At 72.9% G+C, this 26,323-nt stretch carries 20 protein-coding genes and 1 pseudogene; 14 read left to right on the plus strand and 7 right to left on the minus strand.

What is annotated here, in order from left to right:
• The first annotated feature begins 15 nt into the window (after window positions 1-15).
• From ACGFML_RS23610 to ACGFML_RS23625, 4 genes and pseudogenes are all read left to right on the plus strand, one after another.
• Window positions 16-1,312, plus strand: a pseudogene (locus ACGFML_RS23610) (DUF692 domain-containing protein).
• Between the two features lie 5 nt (window positions 1,313-1,317).
• Entirely contained in the window at window positions 1,318-2,355 is a 1,038-nt protein-coding gene (locus ACGFML_RS23615) for a TIGR04222 domain-containing membrane protein (RefSeq protein ID WP_393546688.1), read from the plus strand.
• Window positions 2,356-2,430: 75 nt separating this feature from the next.
• Window positions 2,431-3,177: a TIGR04222 domain-containing membrane protein gene (locus ACGFML_RS23620; RefSeq protein ID WP_393546690.1), complete on the plus strand. Its 747-nt coding sequence runs from the start codon at window positions 2,431-2,433 to the stop codon at window positions 3,175-3,177.
• Window positions 3,178-3,314: 137 nt separating this feature from the next.
• Window positions 3,315-5,051, plus strand: coding sequence for an alpha/beta hydrolase (locus tag ACGFML_RS23625; RefSeq protein ID WP_393546692.1), 1,737 nt, complete (start codon window positions 3,315-3,317; stop codon window positions 5,049-5,051).
• Window positions 5,052-5,116: 65 nt separating this feature from the next.
• Here ACGFML_RS23625 and hemQ read toward each other — a convergent pair whose 3' ends face one another.
• Together hemQ and hemG are read right to left on the minus strand one after the other, a co-directional pair.
• Window positions 5,117-5,851, minus strand: coding sequence for a hydrogen peroxide-dependent heme synthase (hemQ, locus tag ACGFML_RS23630; RefSeq protein WP_393546694.1), 735 nt, complete (start codon window positions 5,849-5,851; stop codon window positions 5,117-5,119).
• An 11-nt stretch (window positions 5,852-5,862) separates the two neighbouring features.
• Window positions 5,863-7,317, minus strand: a complete 1,455-nt coding sequence (hemG, locus tag ACGFML_RS23635; RefSeq protein ID WP_393546696.1) for a protoporphyrinogen oxidase — start codon at window positions 7,315-7,317, stop codon at window positions 5,863-5,865.
• A gap of 213 nt (window positions 7,318-7,530) precedes the next feature.
• On the opposite strand from hemG, the gene ACGFML_RS23640 reads away from it, so the two are divergent.
• The 4 genes from ACGFML_RS23640 (at window position 7,531) to ACGFML_RS23655 (ending at window position 11,932) form a co-directional block, all read left to right on the plus strand.
• The gene (locus ACGFML_RS23640; RefSeq protein WP_393546698.1) at window positions 7,531-8,538 is read left to right on the plus strand and encodes a DUF4349 domain-containing protein; all 1,008 of its coding nucleotides are present in this window, start codon (window positions 7,531-7,533) and stop codon (window positions 8,536-8,538) included.
• 109 nt (window positions 8,539-8,647) lie between these two features.
• Window positions 8,648-9,844: a thiolase family protein gene (locus tag ACGFML_RS23645; RefSeq protein ID WP_393546699.1), complete on the plus strand. Its 1,197-nt coding sequence runs from the start codon at window positions 8,648-8,650 to the stop codon at window positions 9,842-9,844.
• 67 nt (window positions 9,845-9,911) lie between these two features.
• Window positions 9,912-10,445: a chloramphenicol phosphotransferase CPT family protein gene (locus ACGFML_RS23650; protein ID WP_393547022.1), complete on the plus strand. Its 534-nt coding sequence runs from the start codon at window positions 9,912-9,914 to the stop codon at window positions 10,443-10,445.
• Window positions 10,446-10,534: 89 nt separating this feature from the next.
• The gene (locus ACGFML_RS23655; RefSeq protein ID WP_393546700.1) at window positions 10,535-11,932 is read left to right on the plus strand and encodes an FAD-dependent oxidoreductase; all 1,398 of its coding nucleotides are present in this window, start codon (window positions 10,535-10,537) and stop codon (window positions 11,930-11,932) included.
• A 34-nt stretch (window positions 11,933-11,966) separates the two neighbouring features.
• Here the strand turns inward: ACGFML_RS23655 and ACGFML_RS23660 are convergent, their stop codons facing one another.
• Together ACGFML_RS23660 and hemE are read right to left on the minus strand one after the other, a co-directional pair.
• Complete coding sequence (locus tag ACGFML_RS23660) at window positions 11,967-13,403, minus strand: hypothetical protein (RefSeq protein ID WP_393546702.1); 1,437 nt, start codon at window positions 13,401-13,403, stop codon at window positions 11,967-11,969.
• 37 nt (window positions 13,404-13,440) lie between these two features.
• A complete protein-coding gene (hemE, locus tag ACGFML_RS23665; protein ID WP_393546704.1) occupies window positions 13,441-14,508 on the minus strand; it encodes a uroporphyrinogen decarboxylase in 1,068 nt (355 codons plus the stop codon).
• Window positions 14,509-14,655: 147 nt separating this feature from the next.
• Here hemE and ACGFML_RS23670 point away from each other — a divergent pair, with 147 nt between their 5' ends.
• From ACGFML_RS23670 to ACGFML_RS23680, 3 genes are all read left to right on the plus strand, one after another.
• The gene (locus ACGFML_RS23670; protein ID WP_393546706.1) at window positions 14,656-15,312 is read left to right on the plus strand and encodes a DUF3000 domain-containing protein; all 657 of its coding nucleotides are present in this window, start codon (window positions 14,656-14,658) and stop codon (window positions 15,310-15,312) included.
• Window positions 15,313-15,606: 294 nt separating this feature from the next.
• Window positions 15,607-16,269: a response regulator transcription factor gene (locus ACGFML_RS23675; RefSeq protein ID WP_016573641.1), complete on the plus strand. Its 663-nt coding sequence runs from the start codon at window positions 15,607-15,609 to the stop codon at window positions 16,267-16,269.
• Window positions 16,270-16,348: 79 nt separating this feature from the next.
• Complete coding sequence (locus ACGFML_RS23680; RefSeq protein ID WP_393546708.1) at window positions 16,349-17,623, plus strand: HRDC domain-containing protein; 1,275 nt, start codon at window positions 16,349-16,351, stop codon at window positions 17,621-17,623.
• A gap of 48 nt (window positions 17,624-17,671) precedes the next feature.
• On the opposite strand, the gene ACGFML_RS23685 is transcribed toward ACGFML_RS23680, so the two are convergent.
• Window positions 17,672-18,352: a PepSY domain-containing protein gene (locus ACGFML_RS23685; RefSeq protein WP_393546710.1), complete on the minus strand. Its 681-nt coding sequence runs from the start codon at window positions 18,350-18,352 to the stop codon at window positions 17,672-17,674.
• Between the two features lie 273 nt (window positions 18,353-18,625).
• Between ACGFML_RS23685 and ACGFML_RS23690 the strand changes: the two genes are divergently transcribed.
• The 3 genes from ACGFML_RS23690 to ACGFML_RS23700 all read left to right on the plus strand — a co-directional run bounded on the left by ACGFML_RS23690 (window position 18,626) and on the right by ACGFML_RS23700 (window position 22,477).
• Window positions 18,626-19,846 (plus strand): thiolase family protein, encoded by a 1,221-nt coding sequence (locus ACGFML_RS23690; protein ID WP_393546712.1) that lies wholly within the window; start codon window positions 18,626-18,628, stop codon window positions 19,844-19,846.
• Window positions 19,843-21,972, plus strand: coding sequence for a 3-hydroxyacyl-CoA dehydrogenase NAD-binding domain-containing protein (locus ACGFML_RS23695; protein WP_393546714.1), 2,130 nt, complete (start codon window positions 19,843-19,845; stop codon window positions 21,970-21,972). Before ACGFML_RS23690 ends, ACGFML_RS23695 begins: the two co-directional genes overlap by 4 nt.
• 115 nt (window positions 21,973-22,087) lie before the next feature.
• Complete coding sequence (locus ACGFML_RS23700) at window positions 22,088-22,477, plus strand: NTP pyrophosphohydrolase (protein ID WP_393546716.1); 390 nt, start codon at window positions 22,088-22,090, stop codon at window positions 22,475-22,477.
• A gap of 54 nt (window positions 22,478-22,531) precedes the next feature.
• On the opposite strand, the gene ACGFML_RS23705 is transcribed toward ACGFML_RS23700, so the two are convergent.
• Window positions 22,532-24,037: an amino acid permease gene (locus tag ACGFML_RS23705; protein WP_393546718.1), complete on the minus strand. Its 1,506-nt coding sequence runs from the start codon at window positions 24,035-24,037 to the stop codon at window positions 22,532-22,534.
• 246 nt (window positions 24,038-24,283) lie between these two features.
• Window positions 24,284-26,227 carry a 1-deoxy-D-xylulose-5-phosphate synthase gene (gene dxs, locus ACGFML_RS23710; protein WP_393546720.1) on the minus strand — a complete coding sequence of 648 codons (1,944 nt, stop codon included), beginning with the start codon at window positions 26,225-26,227 and terminating at the stop codon, window positions 24,284-24,286.
• Between the last annotated feature and the right edge of the window lie 96 nt (window positions 26,228-26,323).

The raw sequence follows: 26,323 nt of genomic DNA on the forward strand, positions 1-26,323 counted from the left end.
GTGAGAGGGGGAACCATGGAGCGCCTTGGTACGGGGATCGGCTGGCGGCCGGAAATCGCCGCGGAGATCGCCCGGCTGCCCGGTGTCGACTGGGTGGAGGTCGTGGCCGAGAACATCTGCCCCGGCCATCTTCCGCCGGCCCTGCAGGAGTTGCGCGAGCGCGGCACGACCGTCGTGCCGCACGGCGTCTCGCTCGGCCTCGGCGGCGCGGACCGGCCGGATGCGGGCCGGCTGACCGCCCTGGCCGAGCGCGCCGAGGCGCTGGGGGCGCCGCTGGTCACCGAGCACATCGCGTTCGTCCGGGCCGGCGGCCCGCTGACCGCCTCACCGCTGATGGAGGCCGGGCATCTGCTCCCGGTGCCGCGCACCCGCGACGCGCTGGACGTGCTCTGCGAGAACGTCCGGATCGCCCAGGACGCGCTTCCGGTGCCGCTGGCCCTGGAGAACATCGCCGCGCTCATCAACTGGCCCGGCGAGGAGCTGACCGAGGGCCAGTTCCTGACCGAACTGGTGGAGCGGACGGGGGTGCGGCTGCTCATCGATGTCGCCAACCTCCACACGAACCACATCAACCGCGGCGAGGACCCGGCCGTCGCGCTGGCCGAACTGCCGCTCGACGCGCTCGCCTACGTCCACGTCGCGGGCGGCGTGGAGCGGGACGGGGTGTGGCACGACAGCCACGCCCATCCGGTGACCCGGCCCGTGCTGGACGTCCTCGCCGAGCTCTGCTCCCGTACGACGCCGCCCGGTGTGCTGCTGGAGCGCGACGAGGACTTCCCCGAGGGCGCGGAACTGGCCGGCGAGCTGGACGCGATCCGCACCGTGCTGAAGGAGGCCCGTCATGTCCCGGCGGCCTGAGACGGCTCGGGGCACGGCCGCGGCGGAGTCCGGCACCGACGCGGCGCGACAGCGGCTGGCGCTCGCGCAGACCGCACTGCTGTCGGCCCTGGTCGCCGGGACACCGCCCCCCGAGGGCTTCGACCGGACCCGGCTGGGGGTGCAGAGCCGGGCGTTGACCGCGAAGCGGGCCTCCGTCGTCGCCAAGGTCGCGCCCGAGCTGCCCGGGATCCTGGGCGAGAACTATCGGGCCGCGTTCCTCGGCTACGCGCGCAGCCGCCCCATGACCGGCGGCTACCGCCAGGACGCCCTGGACTTCGCGGCGCATCTGCTGGCCCAAGACCTCCCCGAAGACCCGGACGCGCGACGGCGGTTGACCCAGTGGTGGCGGGATCGCGCGGGACCCAGGCCACCGTCCGACGGGCCGCTGGCCCGACTCGCGCGCGCCGTCCGGCGCGCACTGCACAGGGGGTAGGAAGCATGTCGTACACAACGGGGGTCTACCTGGCGGTCCTGGTGTCGTCACTGGTGCTCGTCATCGGGACGGTCGTGGTCGTGCGGTCGGCGCCGCGGATCCGGCCGGCGGACGCGCGGACCCACGACCTGTGGGAGACCGCGTTTCTCGCCGGTGGGCCGGGCCGGGTGGCGGACACCGCGTTCGCCGTGATGCACGAGGACGGCCGGCTGGCGGTCGGCGGTCCCGGAGTGGTGTCCGTACGTCAGTACACCGCCCACCACGCGGTGGAGGCGGCCGTCCTGGACGCGGTGGGCCGGACGCCCGGCGGGGCGCTGCCCAGGCTCCGCACCGCCGTGATGCAGAGCCCGGCGGTGCAGGAAATAGGCGACCGGCTGGCGCTGCGCGGGCTGATGCGGCATCCGCGGCACGGCCGGCTCTGGCGCACGATGGCCGGGTTCCAGATGGCGGGCTACGCGGCGCTCTTCTTCGTCGGCCTGGTGCTGACGCTGTCGGGGGCCGCCGGGGACGACGCATACGAGGCACCGACCGTCATCGCCATCGCGCCCGGCATCGTCGTGGGCCTGGCCGTCGCCTCGGCCTGCCGGCAGACGCTGCGCCGACGGGTCACCAGGGCGGGCGCCCGCGCCCTGAAGACCGCGCGGGCGGACCACAGCCCCGGCGTGAGCGGCGGTGCCGCCGTGGCCACGGGCATGGTGGTGGCGCTCGGCGGCGCCGCGCTGATCGCGGACGAGGCCCTGCGCGAGCAGCTGGCGGAGGCGCAGCGCTCCATGGTGTCCGCCTCCGCGGGCCCTGCCGGCCCGGCGGGCTCGTCCTCCTCGTCCGGAAGCAGCTGCGGCTGGACGACGCCCGGCGACGGCGGCTCCTGGTGCGGCTCCTCCGACGGCGGGTCGTCGTCCGGCTGCGGCAGTTCGTCCTGCGGCGGCAGCAGTTCGTCGTGCGGGAGCGGCGGTTCGAGCTGCGGGGGCGGCGGATCGTCGTGCGGGGGCGGGTCGTCCTGCGGGGGCGGGGGCGGCGGCGGCTGCGGTGGCGGCGGAAGCTGACGCCGGCCGGCCGCCTGCCCGGATTCTGAGAAACTGCGTGGCGGCCCCGACGGCCCGTCCAGTAGAACCACCGCCATGTGGCTCCTCTTTCTCGCCTCCGCCTGGGCGGCGGCGGCTCTGTCCTGCGCACGTGTCTGCCGTGCGGCCCTGGCCGCCGCGCATCCGGCGCCTGCCGCGCACGCCCGGCTGACCGCGGAGCTCACCCTGTACGAGACCGCCTATCTGGCGGGCGGCCCGGGCCGGGTCGCGGATGTCGCCCTGGTGTCGATGGCCCGCGAACAGCAACTGCTGCTCGCACACACCGGCTGGGCCTCGGTCGTCGACCCGATCGGTCGGGACGCCGTCGAACGCGCCGTGCTGGCCGCCATCGGTCCCGAGGGCCAGCGCCGGATCACGGCGATACGCGGCACTCTGGCCGCCGGCGGCGCGGTGCGGGCGCTCGCCGAAGGGCTCGTCGCAGCGGGCCTCGCCCTGCCCGCCCACGGCCGCCCGGGAGTCGGCGCCGCCGTCCGCCAGGTGCGGACCGCCGTACTGCTGGTGCTGCTGACCGCCGGGGCGGCGGTTTGGATGGCACCCGCCGGCACCCGGAGCGGGCCGATGCTGGCGTGGTTCGCGCTGCCGCTGGTCGCGACCGCCGGCACATGGGCGATGGCGCGGTGGGAGGTCCACCCGTACCCCGACTGGGCCACTGCGGCGGGCGAGCGACTGCTGCGGCAGCACGGCCGGGAGGGGTCCCCGGCCCTCACCGCACTGGCCCTGCAGGGCCGGGTCGCACTCACCGATCCGGCCCTGCGGGCCGCTCTCCACTCTTCCGGGGCATAGCGTCCGACACCGGTGTCCGGTGCTTTACATCCGCAACGCCCGACCCAACTATCCCTTTTGTATGCACACCGTGCGGCCTAGTGCACCGAGCCTCTCGTCGTGCGCCACGCATCCCGCACCCCACGAAGGGACGGCTCGTGAGAACACTTGCGTTGTACGGCACCATCGGGTCGCTGGTCCTGACGGCCCTCGCCACCGCCCCGGCGGGCGGTGCCACGGCGCCGCGCGCCGCACCTCCCGCCCCGGTGCCGCAGCGGATCGTGTTCGGCCGGTGTGCGCCGGTGGAGCACCTGCCCGCCTCCGTGCAGTGCGGCAAGCTCGCCGTACCGCTCGACTACGCACGCCCCGAGGGCAAGAAGATCACCCTCACCGTCAGCCGGATCCGCGCCACCGTGCCCCAGGAGCGGCAGGGCGCCCTGGTCTTCAACCCCGGCGGCCCCGGCGCGACCAGCATGGAGTTCCCGCTCTACGGCGCACTGCCCAAGTGGCGCCGGACCGCCCGCGCCTATGACTTCGTCGGCTACGCGCCGCGCGGCGTCGGCCGCTCGGCGCCGCTGTCCTGCCAGGACCCCGCCGAGTTCGCCAAGGCGCCCACCGACACCCAGCGCCACCCCACCGAGGCGTTCAAACGGCAGAAGGTCGCCCAGGCACGGGCGTACGCGCAGGGCTGCGCCCGCAGCGCCGGAGCCGACCTGCCCTTCTACAACTCGGTCAACAACGCCCGCGACCTGGACATGGTGCGGGCCGGGCTGGGCGAGCAGAAACTGACGTTCATGGGCGCGTCCTACGGGACGTACTTCGGCGCCGTCTACGCGACGCTCTTCCCCGGCCACATCCGCCGGATGGTCTTCGACAGCGTCGTCAACCCCGACCCGCGGCAGGTCTGGTACCGCAACAACCTGGACCAGAACGTCGCCTTCGAGCGCCGCTGGGGCGACTGGCTGCGCTGGGTCGCCGCGCACAACGCCACCTACCACCTCGGGACGACCCCGAAGGCGGTGCAGGGCTCGTACGACACCGCGCTGGAGCGGGTGCGCCGCAAGCCCATCAACGGGAAGATCGGGCCGGCCCAGCTGCAGTCGGCGTTCCTGAAGACCGGCTACAACGACGCCTTCTGGCCGATCAGCGCCCAGTCGCTCTCGACGTATCTGCGCGGCGACACGAAGGCGCTGGCCACCCAGACCCTGCCCAAGGCGGACAGCGCGAAGGCCGAGGAGAACACCAACGCGGTCTACACCGCCGTCGAGTGCAACGACGCCCCCTGGCCGCGCGACTGGCAGACCTGGGACCGGGACAACACCAGGGTCGCCCGGACGGCGCCGTTCGAGACCTGGGACAACGCCTGGATGAATCTGCCGTGTGCCTTCTGGCCCGACCACGCGGAGTCGGCCGCCGCCCAGCTCGATGCGGCGACCGAGCGGATGGGCGCCGGTGCCGCCGCGGCCGAGCGGGCGGCCGCCGGGGTGGGTGCCGCCGGGATCGGTGCCCTGCAGGAATTGACGGACGCCTCGCGGGACACCGCGATGGCGGCGGCCGACGGCGCCCTCGGGCGGAGCGGCCCGCTCGACATCCGTACGGCGCCCGGCGCGCTGCCGCCGGTGCTGCTGCTGGCGGCCGAGCGCGATGCGGCGACCCCGTACGCGGGCGCGGTGGAGCTGCACCGGCGGCTGGCCGGCTCCTCGCTGGTCACCGAGCGCGGCGCGGGTACCCACGGCATCGCGCTGGGCGCCAACGAGTGTGTGAACCGCTACACCGAGGCGTATCTGCTGGACGGCAAGGCCCCGGCGCACTCGGTGAGCTGCGCGCCGCGCGCCGAGCCGGTGCCGAACCAGCAGACGGTGCCGAACCAGCAGGCTGCCGGCAAGCCGCACTGACCTCGCCGCAGAGCGCGCACGGGCCGCCCCGAGGGGCGGCCCGTGGCGTTTCGGCGCGGTGCGGGTCAGGCGAGACCGGCGACCAGCTCGGAGACCGGCTTGCGCCGCCCCGTGTAGAACGGGACCTCCTCGCGGACGTGCATGCGGGCCTCGGAGCCGCGCAGATGGCGCATCAGGTCGACGATGCGGTAGAGCTCATCGGCCTCGAAGGCCAGCACCCACTCGTAGTCGCCGAGCGAGAAGGACGGCACGGTGTTGGCGCGGACGTCCGGGAAGCCGCGGGCCATCTTGCCGTGGTCGGCGAGCATCCGGCGGCGGTCCTCGTCGGGGAGGAGGTACCACTCGTAGGAGCGCACGAAGGGGTAGACGCTCACATAGGCGCGGGGCTCCTCGTCGGCCATGAAGGCCGGGACGTGCGACTTGTTGAACTCGGCGGGACGGTGCAGCGCCATGTTCGACCAGACCGGCTCCAGCGCACGGCCCAGACGGGTACGGCGGAAGAGGTTGTACGCCTCCTGGAGGGCGTCCGAGCTCTCCGAGTGCCACCAGATCATGATGTCGGCGTCCGCGCGCAGCCCGGACACGTCGTACGTGCCGCGCACCACGACGTCCTTGGCGGCGAGCTGCGCGAACAGCTCCTCGACCTCGTCGGCGTAGCCGCCACGGTCCTCGGGGAGGACGTCGCGCAGCTTGAACACCGACCAGAGGGTGTAGCGGATGACCTCGTTGAGGTCTTTCGCCTTCTTCCCGGCGTTCGGGGTCTTGTCGGGAGCGGTGGCGGGGGTCGAAGCGTCTGTCATGCCGTCCATTCTCACTCGCCGCCGGCGGCGGGCGGCGTCAGGGTCCCGAGGATCTCGTCCGCGGCCCGGCGGGCCGAGCCGATGCAGGCCGGGATGCCGACGCCGTCGTAGACCGCACCGCACACCCGCAGCGGTCCCGGCGTCCCGGCGACGGCGGCGCGGATCCGCGCCACCCGGTCCAGGTGTCCGACGTCGTACTGGGGCAGGCCGTCGGACCAGCGGGTGACCGTGGCGGCCACGGGGCGGGCGGCCAGGCCGACCGCTTCGCCGAGGTCGGCGAGCGAGAGGGCGACCAGCTCGGAGTCGTCGCGCTTGAGGTCGGCGTCGTCCTGATAGCGGCCGAGGGAGGTGCGCAGCACGAAGAGGTCCGGGTCGGCGTCGCCGATCCAGCCCCATTTGTGGCTGGCGAAGGTCGACGCCTTGATGCGGTGGCCGTCGACGGGCGGGACCAGGAAGCCGCTGCCGGTGGGTACGTGGTCCAGGTCGGCGCGGCGGAAGGCCATGGTGACCAGCGCCATCGAGGCGTAGTCGACGGTGTCCAGCTCGGCGGCGGCGGCCGGGCAGCCGTGCCGGAGGATGCGGGCCGCGGCGTCCGCCGGCGCCGCCATGATCACCGCGTCCGCCCCGAGGGACCGGTCGCCGGTGCGGACCTCCCAGCCGCCCTCACCGGTCCAGCGCAGATCCTGCACGGGCGAGTGGTGCAGGATCTCGCCGCCGGCGCCGCGCACCGCGTCGGCGACCGCGCCCGGCAGCGTCCCGATGCCGCCGTCGATGCCCATGAAGACCGGGCCGGCCACCGGCGTGGCGGCGGCCGTGCGCTCCTGGAGGGCGCGGACGCCCTCCAGGAGCGAGCGTGCGGTGCGGGCGGCCTCGAAGAGCTGGGGGACGGCGGCCCGCATCGAGATGCGGTAGGCGTCGCCCGCGTACACCCCGCCCAACAGCGGTTCGACGAGCCGGTCGACGACCTCGCGGCCCAGGCGCCGGGCGACGTACTCGCCGACGGCGACGTCCTCGCCGACCTCGGTGCGCGGCAGCCGGAGGTCCTCCTCGACACGGGTGAGCCCCGCCGCGGAGATCACTCCGGCGGACGCGAGCGGGGTGAGATCCCCGGGCACGCCCATGACGTGTCCCTTGGGCATCGGGCGAAGCGCGCCGCGGGTCCACAGGGAGGCGGTGGCGGTGGTGGGCGGCTGCAGTCGGTCGCCGATGCCGACGGCACGGGCGAGGTCGACCGCCTCCGGCCGCCTGGCCAGCATCGATTCGGCGCCCAGATCGACCCCGACGCCCGCGATCTCGCCCGCGCGCAGCTTGCCGCCGAGCCGGTCCCCCGCTTCCAGGACCGTCACCCGGGCGCCGCCTTCGAGCAGACGGTGCGCGGCCGCCAGGCCCGCGATGCCGCCACCGATGACGACGACGTGGCCGACACTGCCGGGTTCCCGGCCCGTACCGCTGTGCGCTGCGCTCATGTCTCCACTCTCTCAGAGCCCGCCACCGCGGCCGTGACCGGATCGCGATCTGCGGACGGCAACCCCGGCAGGGCGCGGCTCGTCGAAGAAGCACCATCGGCAGGCCACTTGGAGGGCGGGCGACTCATGCGGGGAGAACGGGGAGCACGAGGAGCACGCAGTGGAAGGGGGGCACGGGCCGGTGGGCGGGGGCGCCGGGCGGCGACTGCGGTCGTGCTGCTCGCGGTGTCGCCGGCGGTGGCCGGGTGCAGCGCGGACGGCGCGGTGAGCTCGGCGAGCGACCGGAGTGCGGGCAAGGAGGCGGCGGCGCCGTCCCGGGCCCCCGGCGGCGGGCAGGGCGGCTCCGGGGCGACGGCCACGGCCCGGGGCGCGGACGGCCGGGCGGCACGGTCCGTGCCGGACCAGATCATCCGGACGGCCACCCTCACCGTGCAGACCAAGGACGTACCGGCCGCCCTGGCCCGGGCACGCGGCCTGGTGGACGGCGCGGGCGGCTATGCCGCCGACGAGAGCAGCGACCGGGACTCCGGCGGTCACGACCGCTCGCGGATCGTGCTGCGGGTGCCGCCGAAGGAGTACGACGCGGTGCTGACGCGGCTGGCCGGGCTCGGCAGGCTCGTCTCGCGCCAGGTCTCGGCGAAGGACGTCACCGACCGGGTGGTGGACACCGACAGCCGCATCAAGAGCCAGCGGGCGAGCGTCAGCAGGGTGCGGGCGCTGATGGACAAGGCGACGTCGATCTCCGACATCGTCTCCCTGGAGTCCGAACTGAGCAGCCGGCAGGCGAGCCTGGAGTCGCTGGAGGCCGAGCTGAAGTCGCTGCGGGAGCGGAGCGGCACGGCCACCGTCACGCTGCTGCTGCGGCAACCGGACGCCGTCGCCGACAAGCCGGCACAGGACGGGCCGACGACCTTCTCGGACGCCCTCTCCGGTGGCTGGCACGCCTTTGTGACGGCCGTGCGCTGGGTGCTGGTGGCGATCGGCGCGCTGCTGCCGTTCGCGGTGACCGCGGGACTGCTGTACGGGCTGTGGCGGGTGCTGCGCGGACGGCTGCCGGTGTCCCCGCGGGCCCGCAGGCGGACCGGCGGGGACACCGCCCCCGAGGCGGCGCGGGCCGCCGGGGACGGCCCGGCCGAGGGCTCGTCGGCGGGTGCGCCGCAGGCGCCGCGCCCGGCGCCCCAGGCCGAGCCGGCGGCGGAAGGTGACCGGGGAACCCGTTGACACCGGGCACCGGCGGGCAAAGACTCGGGGCCGGCGGCGACGATCTTCCACCGGTCGTCGTGCGCCGGCCCCACCGACCGCCGAGCCGGGACAGCGAGGACAGCGCCTGATGACCGACCCACGCCTACGGGATGTCTACATCGTCGATGCCGTACGGACCCCCGTCGGCAAGTACGGCGGCGCCCTGGCCGGCGTCCGGCCCGACGACCTGGCCGCCCATGTGGTCCGAGCCCTGGTGGACCGCACCCCCGACCTCGACCCGGCACGCATCGACGACGTGTGCTTCGGCGACGCGAACGGCGCGGGCGAGGACAACCGCAACGTCGCGCGGATGGCGGTGCTGCTGGCCGGGCTGCCGGTCACCGTCCCCGGCGTGACCGTCAACCGGCTGTGCGGGTCCGGCCTGGAGGCGGTCATCCAGGGCGCCCGCGCCGTCGCGCACGGCGACGCGCACGTCGTGGTGGCGGGCGGCGTGGAGTCGATGAGCCGAGCGCCCTACGTGCTGCGCAAGCCCGAACGCGCCTTCCCGGCAGGCCATCAGGAGCTGTTCTCCTCGACGCTGGGCTGGCGGATGGTCAATCCGCGGATGGCCCCGGAGTGGACAGTGGCGCTGGGCGAGGGCGCCGAGCTGATCGCCGACCGGCACGGCATCACCCGCGAGCAGCAGGACGTGTTCGCGCTGGCCAGCCACCAGAAAGCGTCGCGAGCCTGGCGGGAGGGCGGATACGACGCCGAGGTGGTGCCGCTGCCGGGCACCGACCTGGAGCGCGACGAGACGATCCGGGAGGGCTCCTCACTGGAGTCGCTGTCGAAGCTGAAGCCGGTCTTCCGCACGGCCGGCGGCACGGTCACCGCCGGGAACTCCTCGCCGCTGAACGACGGTGCCGCCGCGCTGCTCCTGGTCGACGAGGAGGGCCTGCGGGCCACCGGCCGCGAGCCGCTGGCCCGGATCGGCGCGAGCGCGGTGACCGGTATCGAGCCGCAGCTGTTCGGGCTCGGCCCGGTGGAGGCGGTGCGCCGCGCCCTGGAGCGGTCCGGGCGCGGCTTCGGCGAGGTGTCGGCCTTCGAGCTCAACGAGGCGTTCGCCGCCCAGGCGTTGGGCTGCCTCGGCCAGTGGCCGGAGCTGGACCCCTCGGTGGTGAACCCCCGCGGCGGCGCCCTCGCCATCGGGCACCCGCTGGGGGCGTCCGGCGCCCGCCTCGCCGGCTCGGTGGCCCATCAACTCGCCGCACGGGGCTCGGGCACCGGCCTGGCCGCGCTGTGCATCGGCGTGGGCCAAGGACTCGCCCTGGTGCTGGAGCGTTAGCGTGCCCGGCCCCACAGCACTCGGCGCTCCCGCGGGGCGGTCGCCGTCCCCGGCGCCGCCGCGCGGGCTGATCATTTTCCTGAACGGCACGTCGAGTTCAGGGAAGTCGAGCATCGCCCAGGCTCTGCTGCGCACCCTCGACGCGCCGTGCTTCCACCTGCCCGTGGACGCCTTCCACGCCATGCGGTCCCGGCAGGAGCTGACGCCCGAAGCGCTCCGTACCACCCTCGAACGCACCTGGCGCGGCTTCCATCGCGCGGTCGCCGGGATGGCCGAGGGCGGCAATGACGTCGTGGTGGACCATGTCCTGAGCGAGCCCTGGCGGCTGCGCGACTGCCTGGACCTGTTCGCCCCCGAGGACGTCGTCCTGGTGGGCGTGCACTGTTCCCGCCAGGAGCTGCAGCGCCGCGAGCAGGCCCGCGGCAACCGCCCCGCGGGGCTGGCCGCCCGGCAGCTGGCGGCGGTCCATGCGCACGGGGTCTACGACATCGAGTGCGACACGACCGCCGCCGACCCCGACGACTGCGCCCGGCAGATCAAGGATTTCCTGCCCCGTCGCCCGTCCCCCACCGCCTTCGAGCGGCTGCGCGGAAAGCTGTGAGCGGGCGGCGCGACGGCCGGGCAGCGGTACCCCCCGCGACGTAACGTGAGGCACCGGCACACGGCCGGGACGGCGAAGGGACACCCGGCATGGCGGCGGAACGACTGGTGATCGTCGGTGGCGACGCGGCGGGCATGGCCGCCGCGTCGCAGGCCCGGCGGCTGAAGCGGCCCGGCGAACTGACGATCACCGCGTTCGAGCGCAGCCACTTCACCTCGTACTCCGCCTGCGGCATCCCCTACTGGGTGGGCGGCGAGGTGGACGGGCCGGACGCCCTGATCGCCCGTACGCCCGAGGAGCACCGCGCCCGGGACATCGATCTGCGGATGCGCACCGAGGTCACCGAACTCGACCTGGACGGCGGGCGGGTGCGCACCCGCGATCTGGAGAACGGCGGCAGGGAGTCGTGGACCGGCTTCGACAAGCTGGTCCTGGCGACCGGCGCGCGGCCGATACGGCCACCGCTGCCCGGCATCGACGCGCCGGGCGTGCACGGCGTGCAGAACCTCGACGACGGCCGGGCCCTGCTGGACAGCTTGGCCGCGGCCGAGGGCCGGCGGGCCGTGGTCATCGGGGCCGGCTACATCGGCGTCGAGATGGCCGAGGCCCTCGTCCACCGCGGCTACGACGTCACGGTCCTGGAGCAGCGCGAGCAGCCGATGTCCACCCTCGACCCGGACATGGGGGCGCTGGTCCACGAGGCGATGTGCGAGCTGGGCATCGAGACGGTGCGCGGCGCGGCGGTCACCGCGGTGCTGACGGGCGAGGGGGGCACCTCCCCGAACGGGCGGGCCCGCGCGGTCACCACGAAGGACGGCACCTATCCGGCGGACGTGGTGGTGCTGGGCATGGGCGTACGCCCCGAGACGTCGCTGGCCGCGGCGGCCGGGCTGCCGCTGGGCGACTCCGGCGGGCTGCTGACCGATCTGGCGATGCGGGTCCGTGGACACGAGAACATCTGGGCGGGCGGCGACTGCGTCGAGGTCTTCGACCTGGTCGCCGGGCGCGAACGCCATATCGCGCTGGGCACCCATGCCAACAAGCACGGCCAGGTCATCGGCACCAACGTGGGCGGCGGCTATGCGACGTTCCCCGGTGTCGTCGGTACGGCCGTCAGCAAGGTCTGCGACCTGGAGATCGCCCGTACGGGGCTGCTGGAACGCCAGGCCCGCGCGGCCGGGCTGCGGTTCGTCACCGTCACCGTCGAGTCCACCAGCCGCGCCGGCTATTACCCCGGCACCCGCCCGATGCACGTCAAGATGCTCGCCGAGCGGCGTACGGGGCGGCTGCTGGGCACGCAGATCGTCGGCCGGGAGGGCGCGGGCAAGCGGGTGGACGTCGCGGCGGTCGCGCTGACGGCCGGGATGACGGTGGAGCAGATGACCGCGCTCGATCTGGGCTACGCCCCGCCGTTCTCCCCGGTCTGGGACCCGGTGCTGGTGGCGGCCCGCAAGGCGACGGCGGCGGTGCGGGCGGCGGGGGCCTGACCGGGGGCCGCGCCCGCGCCACCTCGCCCCCGACTCAGTAGGGCGCCTCGTCCCACTCGTCCACCCACCCCAGCCACTTCTCCGCGACGGGGGCGAGGTTACGGGGACAGGACCAGGCATCGAAGGGGCGGGCGCCCTCCGGGGCGGGGAAGGTCCGCGGATCACCGAGGTGGGCGAGGTGGGCGCCGACCGCTTCGCCCAGGTCTGCGCCGGTGCCCGGGTGGTCGCTCCGGTGCGGGCAGCTCACGGGCAGCGGCGCCGCGAGGACCTCCTGGAGGAGCGGGCGCAGGTCGCGGGAGACGGCCGGCGGCAGCTCCGAATCGGCGACGTCCAGGCCGCGGGCCGCGGCCAGGAAGAGAAAGAGCCGCTCGCGGTCGTCGCCGGTGCCCTGCGCGCGGCGGCGCGCGGCCCACACCGCGAGGTCCTCGGCGTACGGCCGGTTCCCCTTGGTGGCCACCAGCCGCTCAGTGATCTTCGCTATCGCCAACTCACCGTCCGCGAGCAGGTATTCGGCGTCCAGGTGGTCCGTACGCCGCTCTCCGAAGAACCGCTCGCGCGCCTCGACGAGAGGGGCGTGGGCGGAGCGGGCGAGGTCGCGCAGCAGGACGGGACAGGTCCAGGCGGCCGCCGGGGCCTCCTGCTCACCCTCCTCGTACTCCTTCTGGAGCCGGGCGCGGCCGCCCGGGGTGCGGAGGTAGTAGCCGGTCGCCGCGTCGGTGTCCACGTCCTCCGTGAGCTCCGGGTGCTCGCCGTCGGCGTGTGCGCAGGATGCCCCGCCCAGTCGCGCCAGGACGCGTTCCAGTGCCTCGATCGTGTCGTCGAACACCCAGCGCTGCCGGATCATCCCCGACGCGACATGCCAGCACGCGGCACGGATCAGAACGATGTCTCCGGCGAGCTCCCCCTTGGTGGGGTACTCGGAGATGCCGGTCGTGAGGTCGTACTGCGGCTCATCGCTGTTCGGATACAGATGCAGCACCGACGCGAAGTTCCCGATCGCGTCCTCGTGGTACGCCGGGAAGCGGTCCGGGATGCCCTCCACGGTGCCAGGAGCGATGATCTCCGCGGCGATCCGCGCGAACATCGCGACGGCGTCCGGGCAGCCGTACTCCTCCTGCGCCGGATCCGGCGCAGCGGCGGCCAGCTCGACCTCGTCCGAGAGGGTCTCGAGGGCGTGCTCATAGGCGTGTGCGGAGTGGCCGCACGGCGGACCGTCCACGGCGCGGGCCGCGGCCAACAGCGCCTCGACGACCTCGCGGGCCACCTCGTCACCCGCCCTGGTGGCCACGTAGCGGGTCATCGAGAGCAGCCGGTAGACCTCGTCGTGGGCGCGCTCGCCGCCGGGGTCGGCGGCAAGCGCGCGGGCGCTCTCGAGGACGGCCGCGTCCGGCACCTCGGCCGGGGCGCGCCGCTCGAGCAGCTCCCTGGAGGTGGGCGGTTCGGTGAAGTTCGGGCCGGGCGTCGTGTCCATGATCTCCATGACGCCCGGCGGCCCGCCGAAGTTCCGCTCAGCGCGCGGTCTGTTCGTGCACGTACTCGACGAGGCGGGTCAGCGACTCCGGGTCGGTGTCCGGCAGGACGCCGTGGCCGAGGTTGAAGATGTGGCCCTCCAGACCGGCGGCCGCGTCCAGGACCTCGCGGGCCTTGGTCTCGACGGCCTCCCGGGGGGCGAAGAGCACGGCCGGGTCGATGTTGCCCTGGAGCGCCCTGCCGGGGCCGACCCGGCGGGCCGCCTCGTCCAGCGGGACCCGCCAGTCGACGCCGACGACGTCCGCGCCCGCCTCGCCCATCAGGCCGAGGAGTTCACCGGTGCCGACGCCGAAGTGGATGCGCGGGACGCCGTAGCCCTCGACGGCCCGGAAGACCTTGGCGGAGGCGGGCATCACGGCGCGGCGGTAGTCGGCGGGCGAGAGCGCCCCGACCCAGGAGTCGAAGAGCTGGACGGCGCTCGCCCCGGCCTCGATCTGCACCCGGAGGAAGGCGGCGGTGATGTCGGCGAGGCGGTCCACGAGGTCGGCCCACAGCTGCGGGTCGCCGTACATCATGGCCTTGGTGTGCTCGTGGTTGCGGGACGGGCCGCCCTCGACCAGATAGCTGGCGAGCGTGAAGGGCGCGCCCGCGAAGCCGATGAGGGGAGTGCCGCCCAGCTCGCGCACCAGCATGCCGATGGCCTCGGTCACGTACGGGACGTCGCCGGGCTCCAGGGCACGCAGCCGCGCGAGGTCGGCGCGGGTACGGATCGGGTTCTCGACGACCGGGCCGACGCCCGGCTTGATGTCGAGGTCGATGCCGATGGCCTTGAGGGGGACGACGATGTCGCTGAAGTAGATGGCGGCGTCGACGCCGTGGCGGCGGACGGGCTGGAGCGTGATCTCGGTGACGAGCTCGGGCCGCATGCAGGAGTCGAGCATCGCGATGCCCTCGCGGACCTTGCGGTACTCGGGCAGCGAGCGGCCGGCCTGACGCATGAACCACACGGGCGTGTGCGGCACCGGTTCGCGCCTGCACGCCCTGAGGAAGGCCGAGTCGTACGTACCGGTCTGCTGCTGGCCCGCGGGGCCCTGGTTGGCACTCACGCCCCAAATCTTCGCATGCGGACCCACCCGGTGTTTTCGGCAGGTGGTCCCCGATGACCGGCGCGCGCGGGCACACCTCCGAATGGGCGACGCGCGCACCGGGTGTCCTCCCCGGATGAGGGCCTCCTTCCGCCTAATCTTCCGGGCATGGCTGCGGCTCAAGAACACCTCGCGGACAGCGCGGACGAGACCCCGATCCCCTTCCGTCAGGCGGTCGAGGCGCTCCGCGCGGCACGGCTGCGGCCGGAGATCGAGATCGACCCGACCCCGGCGCCCAAGCGGCTCGCCCCGTTCGCGTACGCCCTGGAGGCCGCGGTCGTCGAACCGGGCGCGGGCCCGGACGGCGTGGACACGGATCTGGCGGACGGACGGCTGGTGCTGCTGTACAACCCGGCCGGGGAGGACACCTGGCAGGGCACCTTCCGCGTGGTGACGCTGACGCGGGCGGAACTGGAGCCGGAGATGGGCGCCGATCCGCTGCTGCCCGAGGTGTCCTGGTCGTGGCTCACCGGTGCGCTGGAGGCGCGCGAGGTGGCCTACGGCGAGCCGAGTGGCACGGTGACCCGGGCCGGCTCGCACTATTTCGGCGGGCTGGCCTCGCGGGAGCCCTCGACGCAGATCGAGATCCGGGCGTCCTGGACCCCGGCCGAGGGCCCGGGCGGCGTGCCGGACATGGCGGCGCACCTGGCGGCCTGGTGCGATCTGCTGTGCCAGATCGCGGGCCTGCCGCCGGACACGCTCGACCCGGCCCCGCGCGGCGGGGTGGTGGCGCTGCCCCAGCGCCGCGGTCCGCAGCCCCGCTGAGAGAGCCGTCCCCGCTCCACCGAGAGCACTTTCCGCCCCACCGCGTCGATCATGTTCGAGCATGATCGACGGCTTGGCGTGCCCGGGTGAAGGCGCGTGCGCATTCACTGCTCACTCGATGTTCACCCTTGATCGCTCAGGCATCCGATTTGCCCGAATTGCCCCTAACTAAATCGTGATCAAAGTCTAAAGTCCTGCCGGATTGCTGCCGAAGAGGTCAGTGACCCTTCAAACACGGATCATCCCGGCTTCCCTCAGCCGGCTCCGTCCCCGCCACTCCCCCCAGGAGGCCCGGTGTCTGTTCTCCTCGAGCAACCTTCGAGCCTGGTCGCCTACCGGCCGAACAAGCCGACGGCCATGGTCGTCGTGGCCGACCCTCGCGTCCGCTCCACCGTCACCCGCCATCTGTGGGCGCTCGGTGTACGGGACGTCATCGAGGCGTCGTCCATCGCGGAGGCGCGCCCTCGCGTCGGCAACCCGCGCGACATCTGCGTCGCCGACGTGCACCTTCCCGACGGCTCCGGGCTCACGCTGCTGTCCGAGACCCGGGCCGCAGGCTGGCCCAACGGCCTCGCACTGTCCGCCGCCGACGACATCGGCGCGGTCCGCAACGCTCTGGCCGGCGGCGTCAAGGGCTACGTCGTCACCGGCACCCGTACCAACCTCGGCCTGCCCGGACGCCCGGGCGCCGCGCCGATCGGTGCCAACGCCGCCCGCATGCAGCGCCGGCCGCCGGGTGCCCCCGGGCACCCCGGTGGCTACCGCGAGCTGTCCGGCCGGGAGGTCGAGGTCCTGCGGCTGGTTGCGGAGGGCCAGTCCAACAAGGCCATCGGCGTCTCGATGGGACTGTCGGCACTGACCGTCAAGAGCCACCTCGCCCGCATCGCACGCAAGCTCGGTACCGGTGACCGCGCCGGGATGGTGGCGGTGGCGCTGCGCACCGGCATCATCCACTGACCCCTCCGTCCGACCCGTCCCGCCCGTCGAGGGAACGTTCCCTCGACGGGCGACGTGCATACACAGATACCCTTGACTGGTGACCGACGCCCAAAAGACCGCAGCAGACACGACACTGCGAGCCTCCGGAGACTCGCCTCCGGACCCCCGACCGGCGCCGGTCCCGCTCCTGGAGCCCCGCGAAGGCATCCCCCCGGTGACCGCGACCGACGCGGCGCTCGCCGAGGTGGTCGCGGCCTTCGCGGCGGGCCGCGGCCCGGTCGCCGTCGACGCCGAGCGCGCCTCCGGCTATCGCTACGGCCAGCGTGCCTACCTCGTCCAGCTGCGCCGTGAGGGCGCCGGCAGCGTACTGATCGACCCGGTCGGCTGCCCGGACCTCACGACACTGGGCGAGGCCATCGGCGACACCGAGTGGGTCCTGCACGCCGCCACCCAGGACCTGCCCTGTCTGCGTGACATAGGGATGGTCCCCACCCGACTGTTCGACACCGAGCTGGCCGGCCGGCTGGCCGGCTTCGCCCGGGTCGGCCTCGGCGCGATGGTCGAGAACGTCCTCGGCTTCGCCCTGGAGAAGGGACACTCCGCGGTCGACTGGTCCACCCGCCCACTGCCCGAGCCCTGGCTGCGCTACGCCGCGCTGGATGTCGAGCTGCTGGTGGACCTGCGCGACGCGCTGGAGGAGGAGCTGGCCCGGCAGGGGAAGCTGGAGTGGGCCCGGCAGGAGTTCACGGCGATCGCCGCCGCGCCCCCGCCACCGCCGCGCAAGGACCCCTGGCGCCGTACATCCGGCATGCACAAGGTGCGCAGACGCCGCCAGATGGCCGTGGTACGCGAACTGTGGACCGCCCGCGACCAGGTCGCCCAGCGGCGCGACGTCTCCCCGGGCAAGGTGCTCGGTGACGGCGCGATCGTGGAGGCGGCGCTGAACCTTCCGCCGAACAGTCAGGCGCTCGCCGCGCTGTCCGGCTTCGGCCACCGGATGGGCCGGCGCCAGCTGGAGCAGTGGCAGGCCGCCGTGGACCGTGCCCGCGCGCTGCCGGACAGCGAGCTGCCGCAGCCCGGTCAGCCGCTCAACGGCCCGCCGCCGCCCCGCTCGTGGGCCGACAAGGACCCCGCGGCCGCGGCCCGGCTGTCGGCCGCCCGTACCGCGGTGACGGCGCTCGCCGAGAGCCTCAACCTCCCCCAGGAGAACCTCATCACCCCGGACACGGTGCGCCGGCTGTGCTGGGAGCCGCCGGCCGAGCCCACCGAGGAGTCGGTCACCGAGGTGCTGGCCGGGCACGGCGCGCGCGCCTGGCAGATCGAGCAGGTGGCGCCGATCCTCACCGAGGCACTGCTGGCGAACGGCGAGTGACCCTTCCGGCCGGCCCCCCGGGGCCGGCCGGTCCGGCACACCGGACGCTCAGTCGGTGTCGACGTGATCCCAGAGGATCTTGCGGTTGGTGGCGTCGACGCCGTAGGTCGTCTTGTTCCAGTCGCTGGTGCTCACCACGTCGACGGACCACGTCAGCGAACCGTCGTCGTGGTCGTCGAGCTCGATGGCGCCGACGGTGCCCTTCGTCTTGGCCATGGCCGTCTGGGCCGCCTGCTGCGGTGTGACGGTCGCCTTCTTGAGCGCGGCGGCCAGCCGGCTCTTGTCGTCCTGGTCGTCGTCGGAATCGGTGTGCGGCCGGCCCGCCTTGCCGGAGACCGCGTCCACCAGGACGTTGCTCACCGTGCCGCCGGCGGTGGCGACCCGGGTCTCCCAGACCGGCCCGTTGCCGTTGCCGTCGTCGAGGTCGGCACCGACGGCCTTGGTACCGGGGACGGCAGCCACTGCGGCGCGCAGCGCCTGGTCGTAGTTCACCTTGGCCTTGGGGAAGAGGTCCTTGCGCTGGGCCTGGTCCTCGTTGAGGGACGCGCTCGGGGACGCGGCCGCGGGCGCCTCGTCCTTCGGGGACGCGGACGCGCCCTTGACCGCCCGGGCCGCGCCGGACTGCTTGCCGTTGCCGTCACTGCAGCCCGCCAGCAGCGCACCCGTGGCGGCGACGGCACACACCAGGCCGATCGCCCGGCATCCTGCCCGCCCGCCACCCTGTGTCACGAAACCATACCTTTTAGTCGCCATATAGGTACTTTAGGTGTGCTATGCGCAATTTAAACCCACGCCTCACCGGGTGCCGCCCCCTCGGCGGAGCGGTGCGGCGGACACCGCCGCCCGCGGTCGGACCGCGATTCCACGCCTCCGAGGGTGTGATGTTCGCCGCTCCCGGCGGTGGGGGTGTGCAGCTTGGTTACCCGTAAGTAGCATGTGGGTGTGAAGCGTCCCCCGGGGCGCCCCGCAGCAGTGCCATCCCGCACCTGGAGGAGAGCCAACGTGCCTCGTACCGCTAGGGACGTCGTCTTCGTCGACGGCGTCCGCACCCCGTTCGGCAAGGCGGGCCCGAAGGGCATCTACCACGAGACCCGCGCCGACGACCTGGTCGTCAAGTGCATCCGGGAGCTGCTGCGCCGCAACCCGGACCTGGACCCGGCCCGGATCGACGAGGTCGCCCTCGCCGCCACCACCCAGATCGGCGACCAGGGCCTGACCCTGGGTCGTACCGCCGGCATCCTGGCGGGCCTGCCGCAGTCCGTGCCCGGCTTCTCCATCGACCGCATGTGCGCCGGCGCGATGACCGCCGTGACGAGCATGGCCGGCGGCGTGGCCTTCGGTGCGTACGACATCGCCCTCGCCGGTGGCGTCGAGCACATGGGCCGCCACCCCATGGGTGAGGGCGTCGACCCCAACCCGCGCTTCGTGTCGGAGAAGCTGGTCGACCAGTCCGCCCTGTTCATGGGCATGACGGCGGAGAACCTCCACGACCGCCTGCCGCACATCACCAAGCAGCGCGCCGACGAATACGCCGTGCGCAGCCAGGAGAAGGCCGCGAAGGCGTACGCCAACGGCAAGATCCAGGCCGACCTGGTGCCGATCTCGGTGCGCCGCACCAACGCCGAGGCGGGCGAGACCGGCTGGGGCCTGGCCACCGCCGACGAGCCGATGCGCCCGGGGACGACCCTGGAGAACCTCGCGGGCCTCAAGACCCCGTTCCGTCCGCACGGCCGGGTGACCGCGGGCAACGCCGCCGGTCTCAACGACGGTGCGACCGCTTCGCTGATCGCCGCCGAGGACGTGGCGCGCGAGCTGGAACTGCCGGTCAAGATGCGCCTGGTGGACTTCGCGTTCGCCGGCGTCGAGCCCGAGGTGATGGGCATCGGTCCGGTCCCGGCGACCGAGAAGGCGCTGGCCAAGGCCGGTCTGACGATCGATGACATCGGTCTCTTCGAGATCAACGAGGCGTTCGCCGTCCAGGTGCTCTCGCTGCTCGACCACTACGGCATCGCCGACGACGACCCGCGCGTCAACCAGTACGGCGGCGCGATCGCCTTCGGCCACCCGCTCGCGTCCTCCGGCGTCCGGCTGATGACCCAGCTGGCCCGGCAGTTCGAGGAGCAGCCGCAGGTCCGTTACGGCATCACCAGCATGTGTGTCGGATTCGGCATGGGCGGCACCGTGATCTGGGAGAACCCGCACTTCGAGGGAGCAGGCAAGTGACCACCACCGCTGAGCTGTTGAAGGGTGCGGCCGAGCTGTTCCCCGACGAGGTCGTGACGCAGGCGCACGTACGCCACCTCGATCTCCCCCAGGGCGCGGGCACGTTCGCGCTCATCACGCTGGACAACGGCCTGGACCACACCAAGCCGACCACCTTCGGCCCCCAGTCGCTGGCGAACCTGAACGCCGCCATCGACCAGGTCGAGAAGGAGGCCGCGGACGGCAAGATCGTCGGCATCGGTCTCACCGGCAAGCCGTTCATCTTCGCGGTCGGCGCCGACCTCAAGGGCGTCGAGCTCCTGGGCCGGCACGAGGACGCGCTGGCCATCGGCAAGGGCGGCCACGACGTCTTCAAGCGGCTGTCGGGCCTGGCCGTGCCGACCTTCGCCTACTACAACGGCGCGGCGATGGGCGGCGGCGTCGAGGTCGGTCTGCACTGCACCTACCGCACCGTCTCCAAGGCGCTGCCCGCCTTCTCCCTGCCCGAGGTCTTCCTCGGCCTGGTGCCCGGCTGGGGCGGCTGCGTCCTGCTGCCGAACCTCATCGGCGCGGACCGTGCCGTCTCGGTCGTCATCGAGAACTCCCTCAACCAGAACAAGCAGCTCAAGGGCGTGCAGGTCCATGAGCTCGGGATCGCCGACGCGATCTTCGAGGGCGCGGACTTCCTCGAGCAGTCGCTGATCTGGACCGCCTCGGTGCTGAAGGGCGAGACCGAGGTCGTGCGGGCCGAGATCGACCGCGGCGCCGCCTGGGACGAGGCCGTGGCGCGCGGCAAGGCCATCGCCGACGGCAAGGTGCACGGCGCGGCCCCCGCCGCCTACCGTGCGCTGGAGATCATCGCCGCCGCCAAGAGCGGCGACCGCCAGCAGGGCTTCGACGCCGAGGACGCGGCCCTGGCCGACCTCATCATGGGCGGCGAACTGCGCAGCGGCATCTACGCGTTCAACCTGGTGCAGAAGCGCGCCAAGCGTCCGGCCGGCGCGCCGGACAAGAAGCTGGCCCGCCCGGTCACCAAGGTGGGCGTCGTCGGCGCCGGTCTGATGGCCTCGCAGCTGGCGCTGCTGTTCGCCCGCCGCCTGGAGGTGCCGGTCGTCCTCACGGACATCGACCAGGCCCGCATCGACAAGGGCGTGGAGTACGTCCACGGCGAGATCGACAAGCTGCTGCTCAAGGGCCGGGTGAACCAGGACAAGGCCAACCGCCTCAAGGGCCTGGTCTCCGGTCACCTCGACAAGGCGACCGCCTTCGGTGACGCGGACTTCGTCATCGAGGCCGTCTTCGAGGAGATGGGCGTCAAGCAGAAGGTGTTCGCCGAGGTCGAGGCGGTCGTGCCGGAGCACGCCATCCTCGCCACGAACACCTCCTCCCTCTCGGTCACCGAGATGGCGTCGAAGCTCAAGAACCCCGAGCGGGTCGTGGGCTTCCACTTCTTCAACCCGGTCGCGATCCTGCCGCTGCTGGAGATCGTGCGGGCGGAGAAGACCGACGACGCGTCGCTGGCCACCGCCTTCTCGGTCGCCAAGTCGCTGAAGAAGACGGCCGTGCTGACGAAGGACGCCCCGGCGTTCGTCGTCAACCGCATCCTCACCCGCTTCATGGGCGAGATCCAGAACGTCATCGACGAGGGCACCCCGGTCGAGACCGCCGAGAAGGCCATCGAGCCGCTCGGTCTGCCGATGTCGCCGCTGGTGCTGCTGGAGCTGGTCGGCCCGGCGATCGGTCTGCACGTCTCCGAGACCCTCAACGGCGCCTTCCCGGACCGCTTCACGGTCTCCCCCAACCTCAAGGCCGTCGTCGAGGCCGGCAAGCGCGGCTTCTACGTCTACGACTCCGGCAAGCCGGAGCTGGACCCCGAGGTCGCCGCGCTCCTCAAGCAGGGCGACTCGGTGCTGACCGAGGAGCAGGTCCGTGACCGTGTCCTGGACGCGGTCGCCCAGGAGATCGGCCTGATGCTCGACGAGGGCGTCGTCGCCGAGGCCCAGGACATCGACCTGTGCCTGATCACCGGTGCCGGCTGGCCCTTCCACCTCGGCGGCATCACGCCGTACCTGGACCGGGCGGGCGTCTCCGAGCGCGTCACGGGCAAGAAGTTCCTCGCCCCGGGCGTCGCGAGCGTTCCCGCGTAAGCGGCCTCACGAGGCGAGATGCGCGGGCCGGCCCGGTGGGGCGGCCCGCGCATCGCTGTGTCCGGGACCGTGCCCGGGCAGGTCGGGCAATGCCGGGCCGTGGCAGGCTGGCGCCATGGACTGCTTGGTCATCGTCGATGCGGCGAACGTGGTCGGCTCGGTACCGGACGGCTGGTGGCGGGACCGGCACGGGGCGGCGGAGCGGCTGCGCGACACGCTGCCGCCCTACGCCGCCGGCGGGCTGCCGGGGCTGGCCGCACCGCCCCTGGAACTGGTGCTGGTCGTCGAGGGCGCGGCGCGCGGTGTGACGTCCGTCGAGGACGTGCGGGTGGAGCCCGCGGACGGCAGCGGGGACGACCGGATCGTGGAACTGGTCGCCGCGGAGGGCCAGGGGCGGGACTGCCTGGTGATCACCGCGGACCGTGGTCTGCGCGCGCGGGTCGAGGCGCTGGGCGCACGGGTCGCCGGGCCGCGGACCGTCCGCGGCGGGAGCGGCACGGCGTGACACGGGCCCGTACGGCGGATGCCGTTACGGGCCCGGGGGAATCGGACGGGCGGGTCACGTGCGGGGCGCTGCCGGGCCCTCGCCCTCCTTGGCGCGGGTGCGGAGGCGGCTGCCGAGGCGGCTGTGCGAGCGCCCGTACACGAAGTAGATGCCGAAGCCGATCACCATCCAGATCGCGAAGCGGACCCATGTCTCGGCGGGCAGGTTGAGCATCAGCCACACCGAGGCGAGCACGGACAGCACCGGGACCAGCGGGACGAGCGGGGTCCGGAAGGAGCGCGGGAGGTCGGGGCGGGAGCGGCGCAGGATGACGACGCCGACGGCGACCACCACGAACGCGAACAGCGTGCCGATGTTGACCAGTTCGGCCAGGACATCGATGGAGGTGAAGCCGGAGGCGACGGCCACCACGACGCCCAGCAGGATCGTCGCCCGGTACGGCGTGCCGAAGCGCGGGTGGGACCGTGAGAAGACCCGCGGCATCAGGCCGTCCCGGCTCATGGCGAAGAACACCCGGCTCTGGCCGAGCAGCAGGATCATGCACACCGACGTCAGGCCGACGGCCGCGCCGAAGCTGATGATGTTCGCGAAGAAGGGGTGCCCGAGGTCCTTGAAGGCATCGGCGAGCGGGGCATCGGTGGAGAGCTTGCTGTACTTCTCCATGCCGGTGACGACGATGGAGACGGCAACGTAGAGGATCGTGCAGATGGCGAGCGAACCGAGGATGCCGCGCGGCACGTCGCGCTGGGGGTTGCGGGTCTCCTCGGCCGCGGTGGCCACGATGTCGAAGCCGATGAAGGCGAAGAAGACCACGGCCGCGGCGGCGAAGATGCCCAGGACGCCGAAGTTCGCCGGGGTGAAGCCGAACATCAGCTGGGCCAGCGGCGCGGTCAGCCCGCCGCCGCCCTCGCTGGGCCGGCTCGGGGGCACGAACGGGTGGTAGTTGGCGCCGCTGATGAAGAAGGCGCCGGCGACGATGACCAGCAGTACGACGGTGACCTTGATGCCGACGATCACCGCCGTCACCCGTGAGGACAGCTTCATGCCCAGGACCAGGATGCCGGTCAGGACCAGCACGAGGAAACAGGCGAGAAGGTCGAAGCCGAAGTGCCCCTCGTGGGTGCCGGCCAGCTGCTGGGGCAGATGCCATCCGGCGGAGTCGAGCAGTGAGCGGATGTAGCCGGACCAGCCGACGGCCACCACCGCACATCCCAGGGCGAGTTCGAGGATCAGGTCCCAGCCGATGATCCAGGCGGGCAGTTCACCGAGGGACGCGTAGGAGAAGGTGTAGGCGGATCCGGCAACGGGGACGGTGGAGGCGAATTCGGCATAGCACAGCGCCGCCAGCGCGCAGACCACACCCGCGACGGCGAAGGACAGCGCGACGGCGGGGCCCGCCTGTTCCTTGGCGATCTTGCCGGTGAGCACGAAGATGCCGGTTCCGATGACGACACCGACACCGAAGACGGTCAGATCAAGCGCTGAAAGGGACTTCCTGAGCGAGTGCTCCGGCTCCTCGGTGTCCTGGATCGACTGCTCCACAGTCTTTGTCCGGAACATGCCGCGATCGCGGCGCGAAATTTTCCCTGTGCCGTGCTGTGTGCTCATGGGCGAACCTCCGCCTGGACGACCCTCGCAACTCTCCTGAACTGACCGAGTCTCCGCAATGGGAGGGAACAGTCAGGGTCGGCGAGCCTTCACCCGGCGGCGATTCACTCGATGAGGTGCGGCTGCGGATATGCCGATGGACCGGCCGGAACACCCGTACGGGTGGCCGACCGGCCCATCGTGCCGTCGTGTGCCGGATCAGTCGCGGGCGACCTCTGCGGGCCGGTCGTGCGCGGCCCCCACCGGACGGACTTCGCCGCCGCCGCGGTTGTCGATCCGGGCGACCAGACCCGTCACCTGACGGGCGATGTCCGGTGCGGTGAGCCCGATCTCGGCCATGACCTCCTTGCGCGAGGCATGGTCGAGGAACCGCTCGGGGATGCCGAAGTCGCGCAGCGGGAGGTCCACACCGGCGTCCCGCAGCGCCTGCGCGACGGCCGAACCGACGCCGCCGGAGCGGCTGTTGTCCTCGACGGTGACCACGACGCGGTGCCCGGCGGCGAGGCCCGGCAGCGCCTCGTCGACCGGCTTGACCCAGCGCGGGTCCACGACGGTGCTGGAGATGCCCTGCTTGTCGAGCAGGTCGGCGACCTCCAGGCACATGGGCGCGAGCGCACCCACGGAGACCAGCAGGACGTCGGGCTTTTCGGCCTTGCTCGCGCGCAGCACGTCCATGCCGCCCACCGTGCCGACGGCGGGCACGGCCGGTCCGACGACGCCCTTGGAGTAGCGCAGCACCGTCGGCGCGTCCTCGACCGCGACGGCCTCGCGCAGCTGCGCACGCAGCTGCTCCGCGTCACGTGGGGCGGCGAGCCGCAGTGTGGGCACGACCTGGAGCATCGACATGTCCCACATGCCGTTGTGCGAGGCGCCGTCGTCACCGGTGACGCCGGCCCGGTCCAGCACGAAGGTCACCCCGCACTTGTGCAGCGCGACATCCATCAGGACCTGGTCGAAGGCGCGGTTGAGGAACGTCGCGTAGACGGCGAAGACCGGGTGCACCCCGCCGGTGGCCAGGCCCGCGGCCGAGGTCGCGGCGTGCTGCTCGGCGATGCCGACGTCGTAGATGCGCTCCGGGAACGCCTCCGCGAACTTCTTGAGGCCGACGGGCTGGAGCATCGCGGCGGTGATCGCGACGATGTCGTCGCGCTCCTTGCCGAGCTTGACCATCTCGTCGCCGAAGACCGAGGTCCAGCTGGCGGCCGCGGTCTTGACCGGCAGGCCGGTGTCCGGGTGGATCGGGCCGATGCCGTGGAAGCGGTCGGCCTCGTCCTGCTCGGCGGGCTTGTAGCCGCGGCCCTTCTCGGTGAGGCAGTGGACGATGACCGGGCCGCCGAACCGCTTGGCACGGACCAGCGCGGACTCCAGGGCCTCCAGGTCGTGGCCGTCGATCGGGCCGACGTACTTCAGGCCCAGGTCCTCGAACATGCCCTGCGGCGCGATGAAGTCCTTCAGGCCCTTCTTGGCGCCGTGCAGGGTCTCGTAGAGCGGCTTGCCGACGACGGGCGTGCGCTCCAGGAGGTCCTTGCCGCGGGCCAGGAAGCGCTCGTAGCCGTCCGTGGTGCGGAGCGTGGCGAGGTGATTGGCGAGGCCGCCGATGGTCGGGGCGTAGGAGCGCTCGTTGTCGTTGACGACGATGACGAGCGGGCGGTCCTTGGCGGCGGCGATGTTGTTGAGCGCCTCCCAGGCCATCCCGCCGGTGAGCGCCCCGTCGCCGATGACGGCGACGACGTGGTCGTCCCTGCCGCGCACCTCGTTGGCCTTGGCGAGGCCGTCGGCCCAGCCCAGCACCGTGGAGGCATGGCTGTTCTCGATGACGTCGTGCGGGGACTCGGCCCGCGAGGGGTAGCCGGACAGGCCGCCCTTGCTGCGCAGTCCCGCGAAGTCCTGGCGGCCGGTGAGCAGCTTGTGGACGTAGGACTGGTGCCCCGTGTCGAAGAGGACCTTGTCCTGCGGGGAGTGGAACACGCGGTGCAGGGCGATGGTCAGCTCGACCACGCCGAGGTTCGGGCCGAGGTGCCCGCCGGTCTTGGAGACCGCGTCGACGAGGAAGGTTCGGATCTCCCCCGCCAGCTGCTCAAGCTGCTCCGGCTCCAGCCGGTCCAGATCGCGCGGTCCCCTGATACGGGAAAGCAACGCCACCCCTGCCTCCTTGCTGCGTGCTGCCTGCTGCCTGTATGCCGTGGATCGTGCTTGCTGATCAGATGAGTCTAATGTTCCGTCGGCCGTGCCGACGGC

Origin of the sequence: Streptomyces sp. NPDC048650 (assembly GCF_043199095.1) — a bacterium.
In the GTDB taxonomy this organism is placed as follows: Bacteria; Actinomycetota; Actinomycetes; order Streptomycetales; family Streptomycetaceae; genus Streptomyces.

What these genes read in the sequence shown, in the direction of transcription:
- ACGFML_RS23705 (WP_393546718.1), bottom strand. Translation starts at nt 24,037, where the DNA reads ATGTTCCGGACAAAGACTGTGGAGCAGTCGATCCAGGACACCGAGGAG.
- ACGFML_RS23620 (WP_393546690.1), top strand. Translation starts at nt 2,431, where the DNA reads ATGTGGCTCCTCTTTCTCGCCTCCGCCTGGGCGGCGGCGGCTCTGTCC.
- ACGFML_RS23670 (WP_393546706.1), top strand. Translation starts at nt 14,656, where the DNA reads ATGGCTGCGGCTCAAGAACACCTCGCGGACAGCGCGGACGAGACCCCG.
- hemG (WP_393546696.1), bottom strand. Translation starts at nt 7,317, where the DNA reads ATGAGCGCAGCGCACAGCGGTACGGGCCGGGAACCCGGCAGTGTCGGC.
- ACGFML_RS23655 (WP_393546700.1), top strand. Translation starts at nt 10,535, where the DNA reads ATGGCGGCGGAACGACTGGTGATCGTCGGTGGCGACGCGGCGGGCATG.
- ACGFML_RS23660 (WP_393546702.1), bottom strand. Translation starts at nt 13,403, where the DNA reads ATGGACACGACGCCCGGCCCGAACTTCACCGAACCGCCCACCTCCAGG.
- ACGFML_RS23700 (WP_393546716.1), top strand. Translation starts at nt 22,088, where the DNA reads ATGGACTGCTTGGTCATCGTCGATGCGGCGAACGTGGTCGGCTCGGTA.
- ACGFML_RS23615 (WP_393546688.1), top strand. Translation starts at nt 1,318, where the DNA reads ATGTCGTACACAACGGGGGTCTACCTGGCGGTCCTGGTGTCGTCACTG.
- hemQ (WP_393546694.1), bottom strand. Translation starts at nt 5,851, where the DNA reads ATGACAGACGCTTCGACCCCCGCCACCGCTCCCGACAAGACCCCGAAC.
- ACGFML_RS23645 (WP_393546699.1), top strand. Translation starts at nt 8,648, where the DNA reads ATGACCGACCCACGCCTACGGGATGTCTACATCGTCGATGCCGTACGG.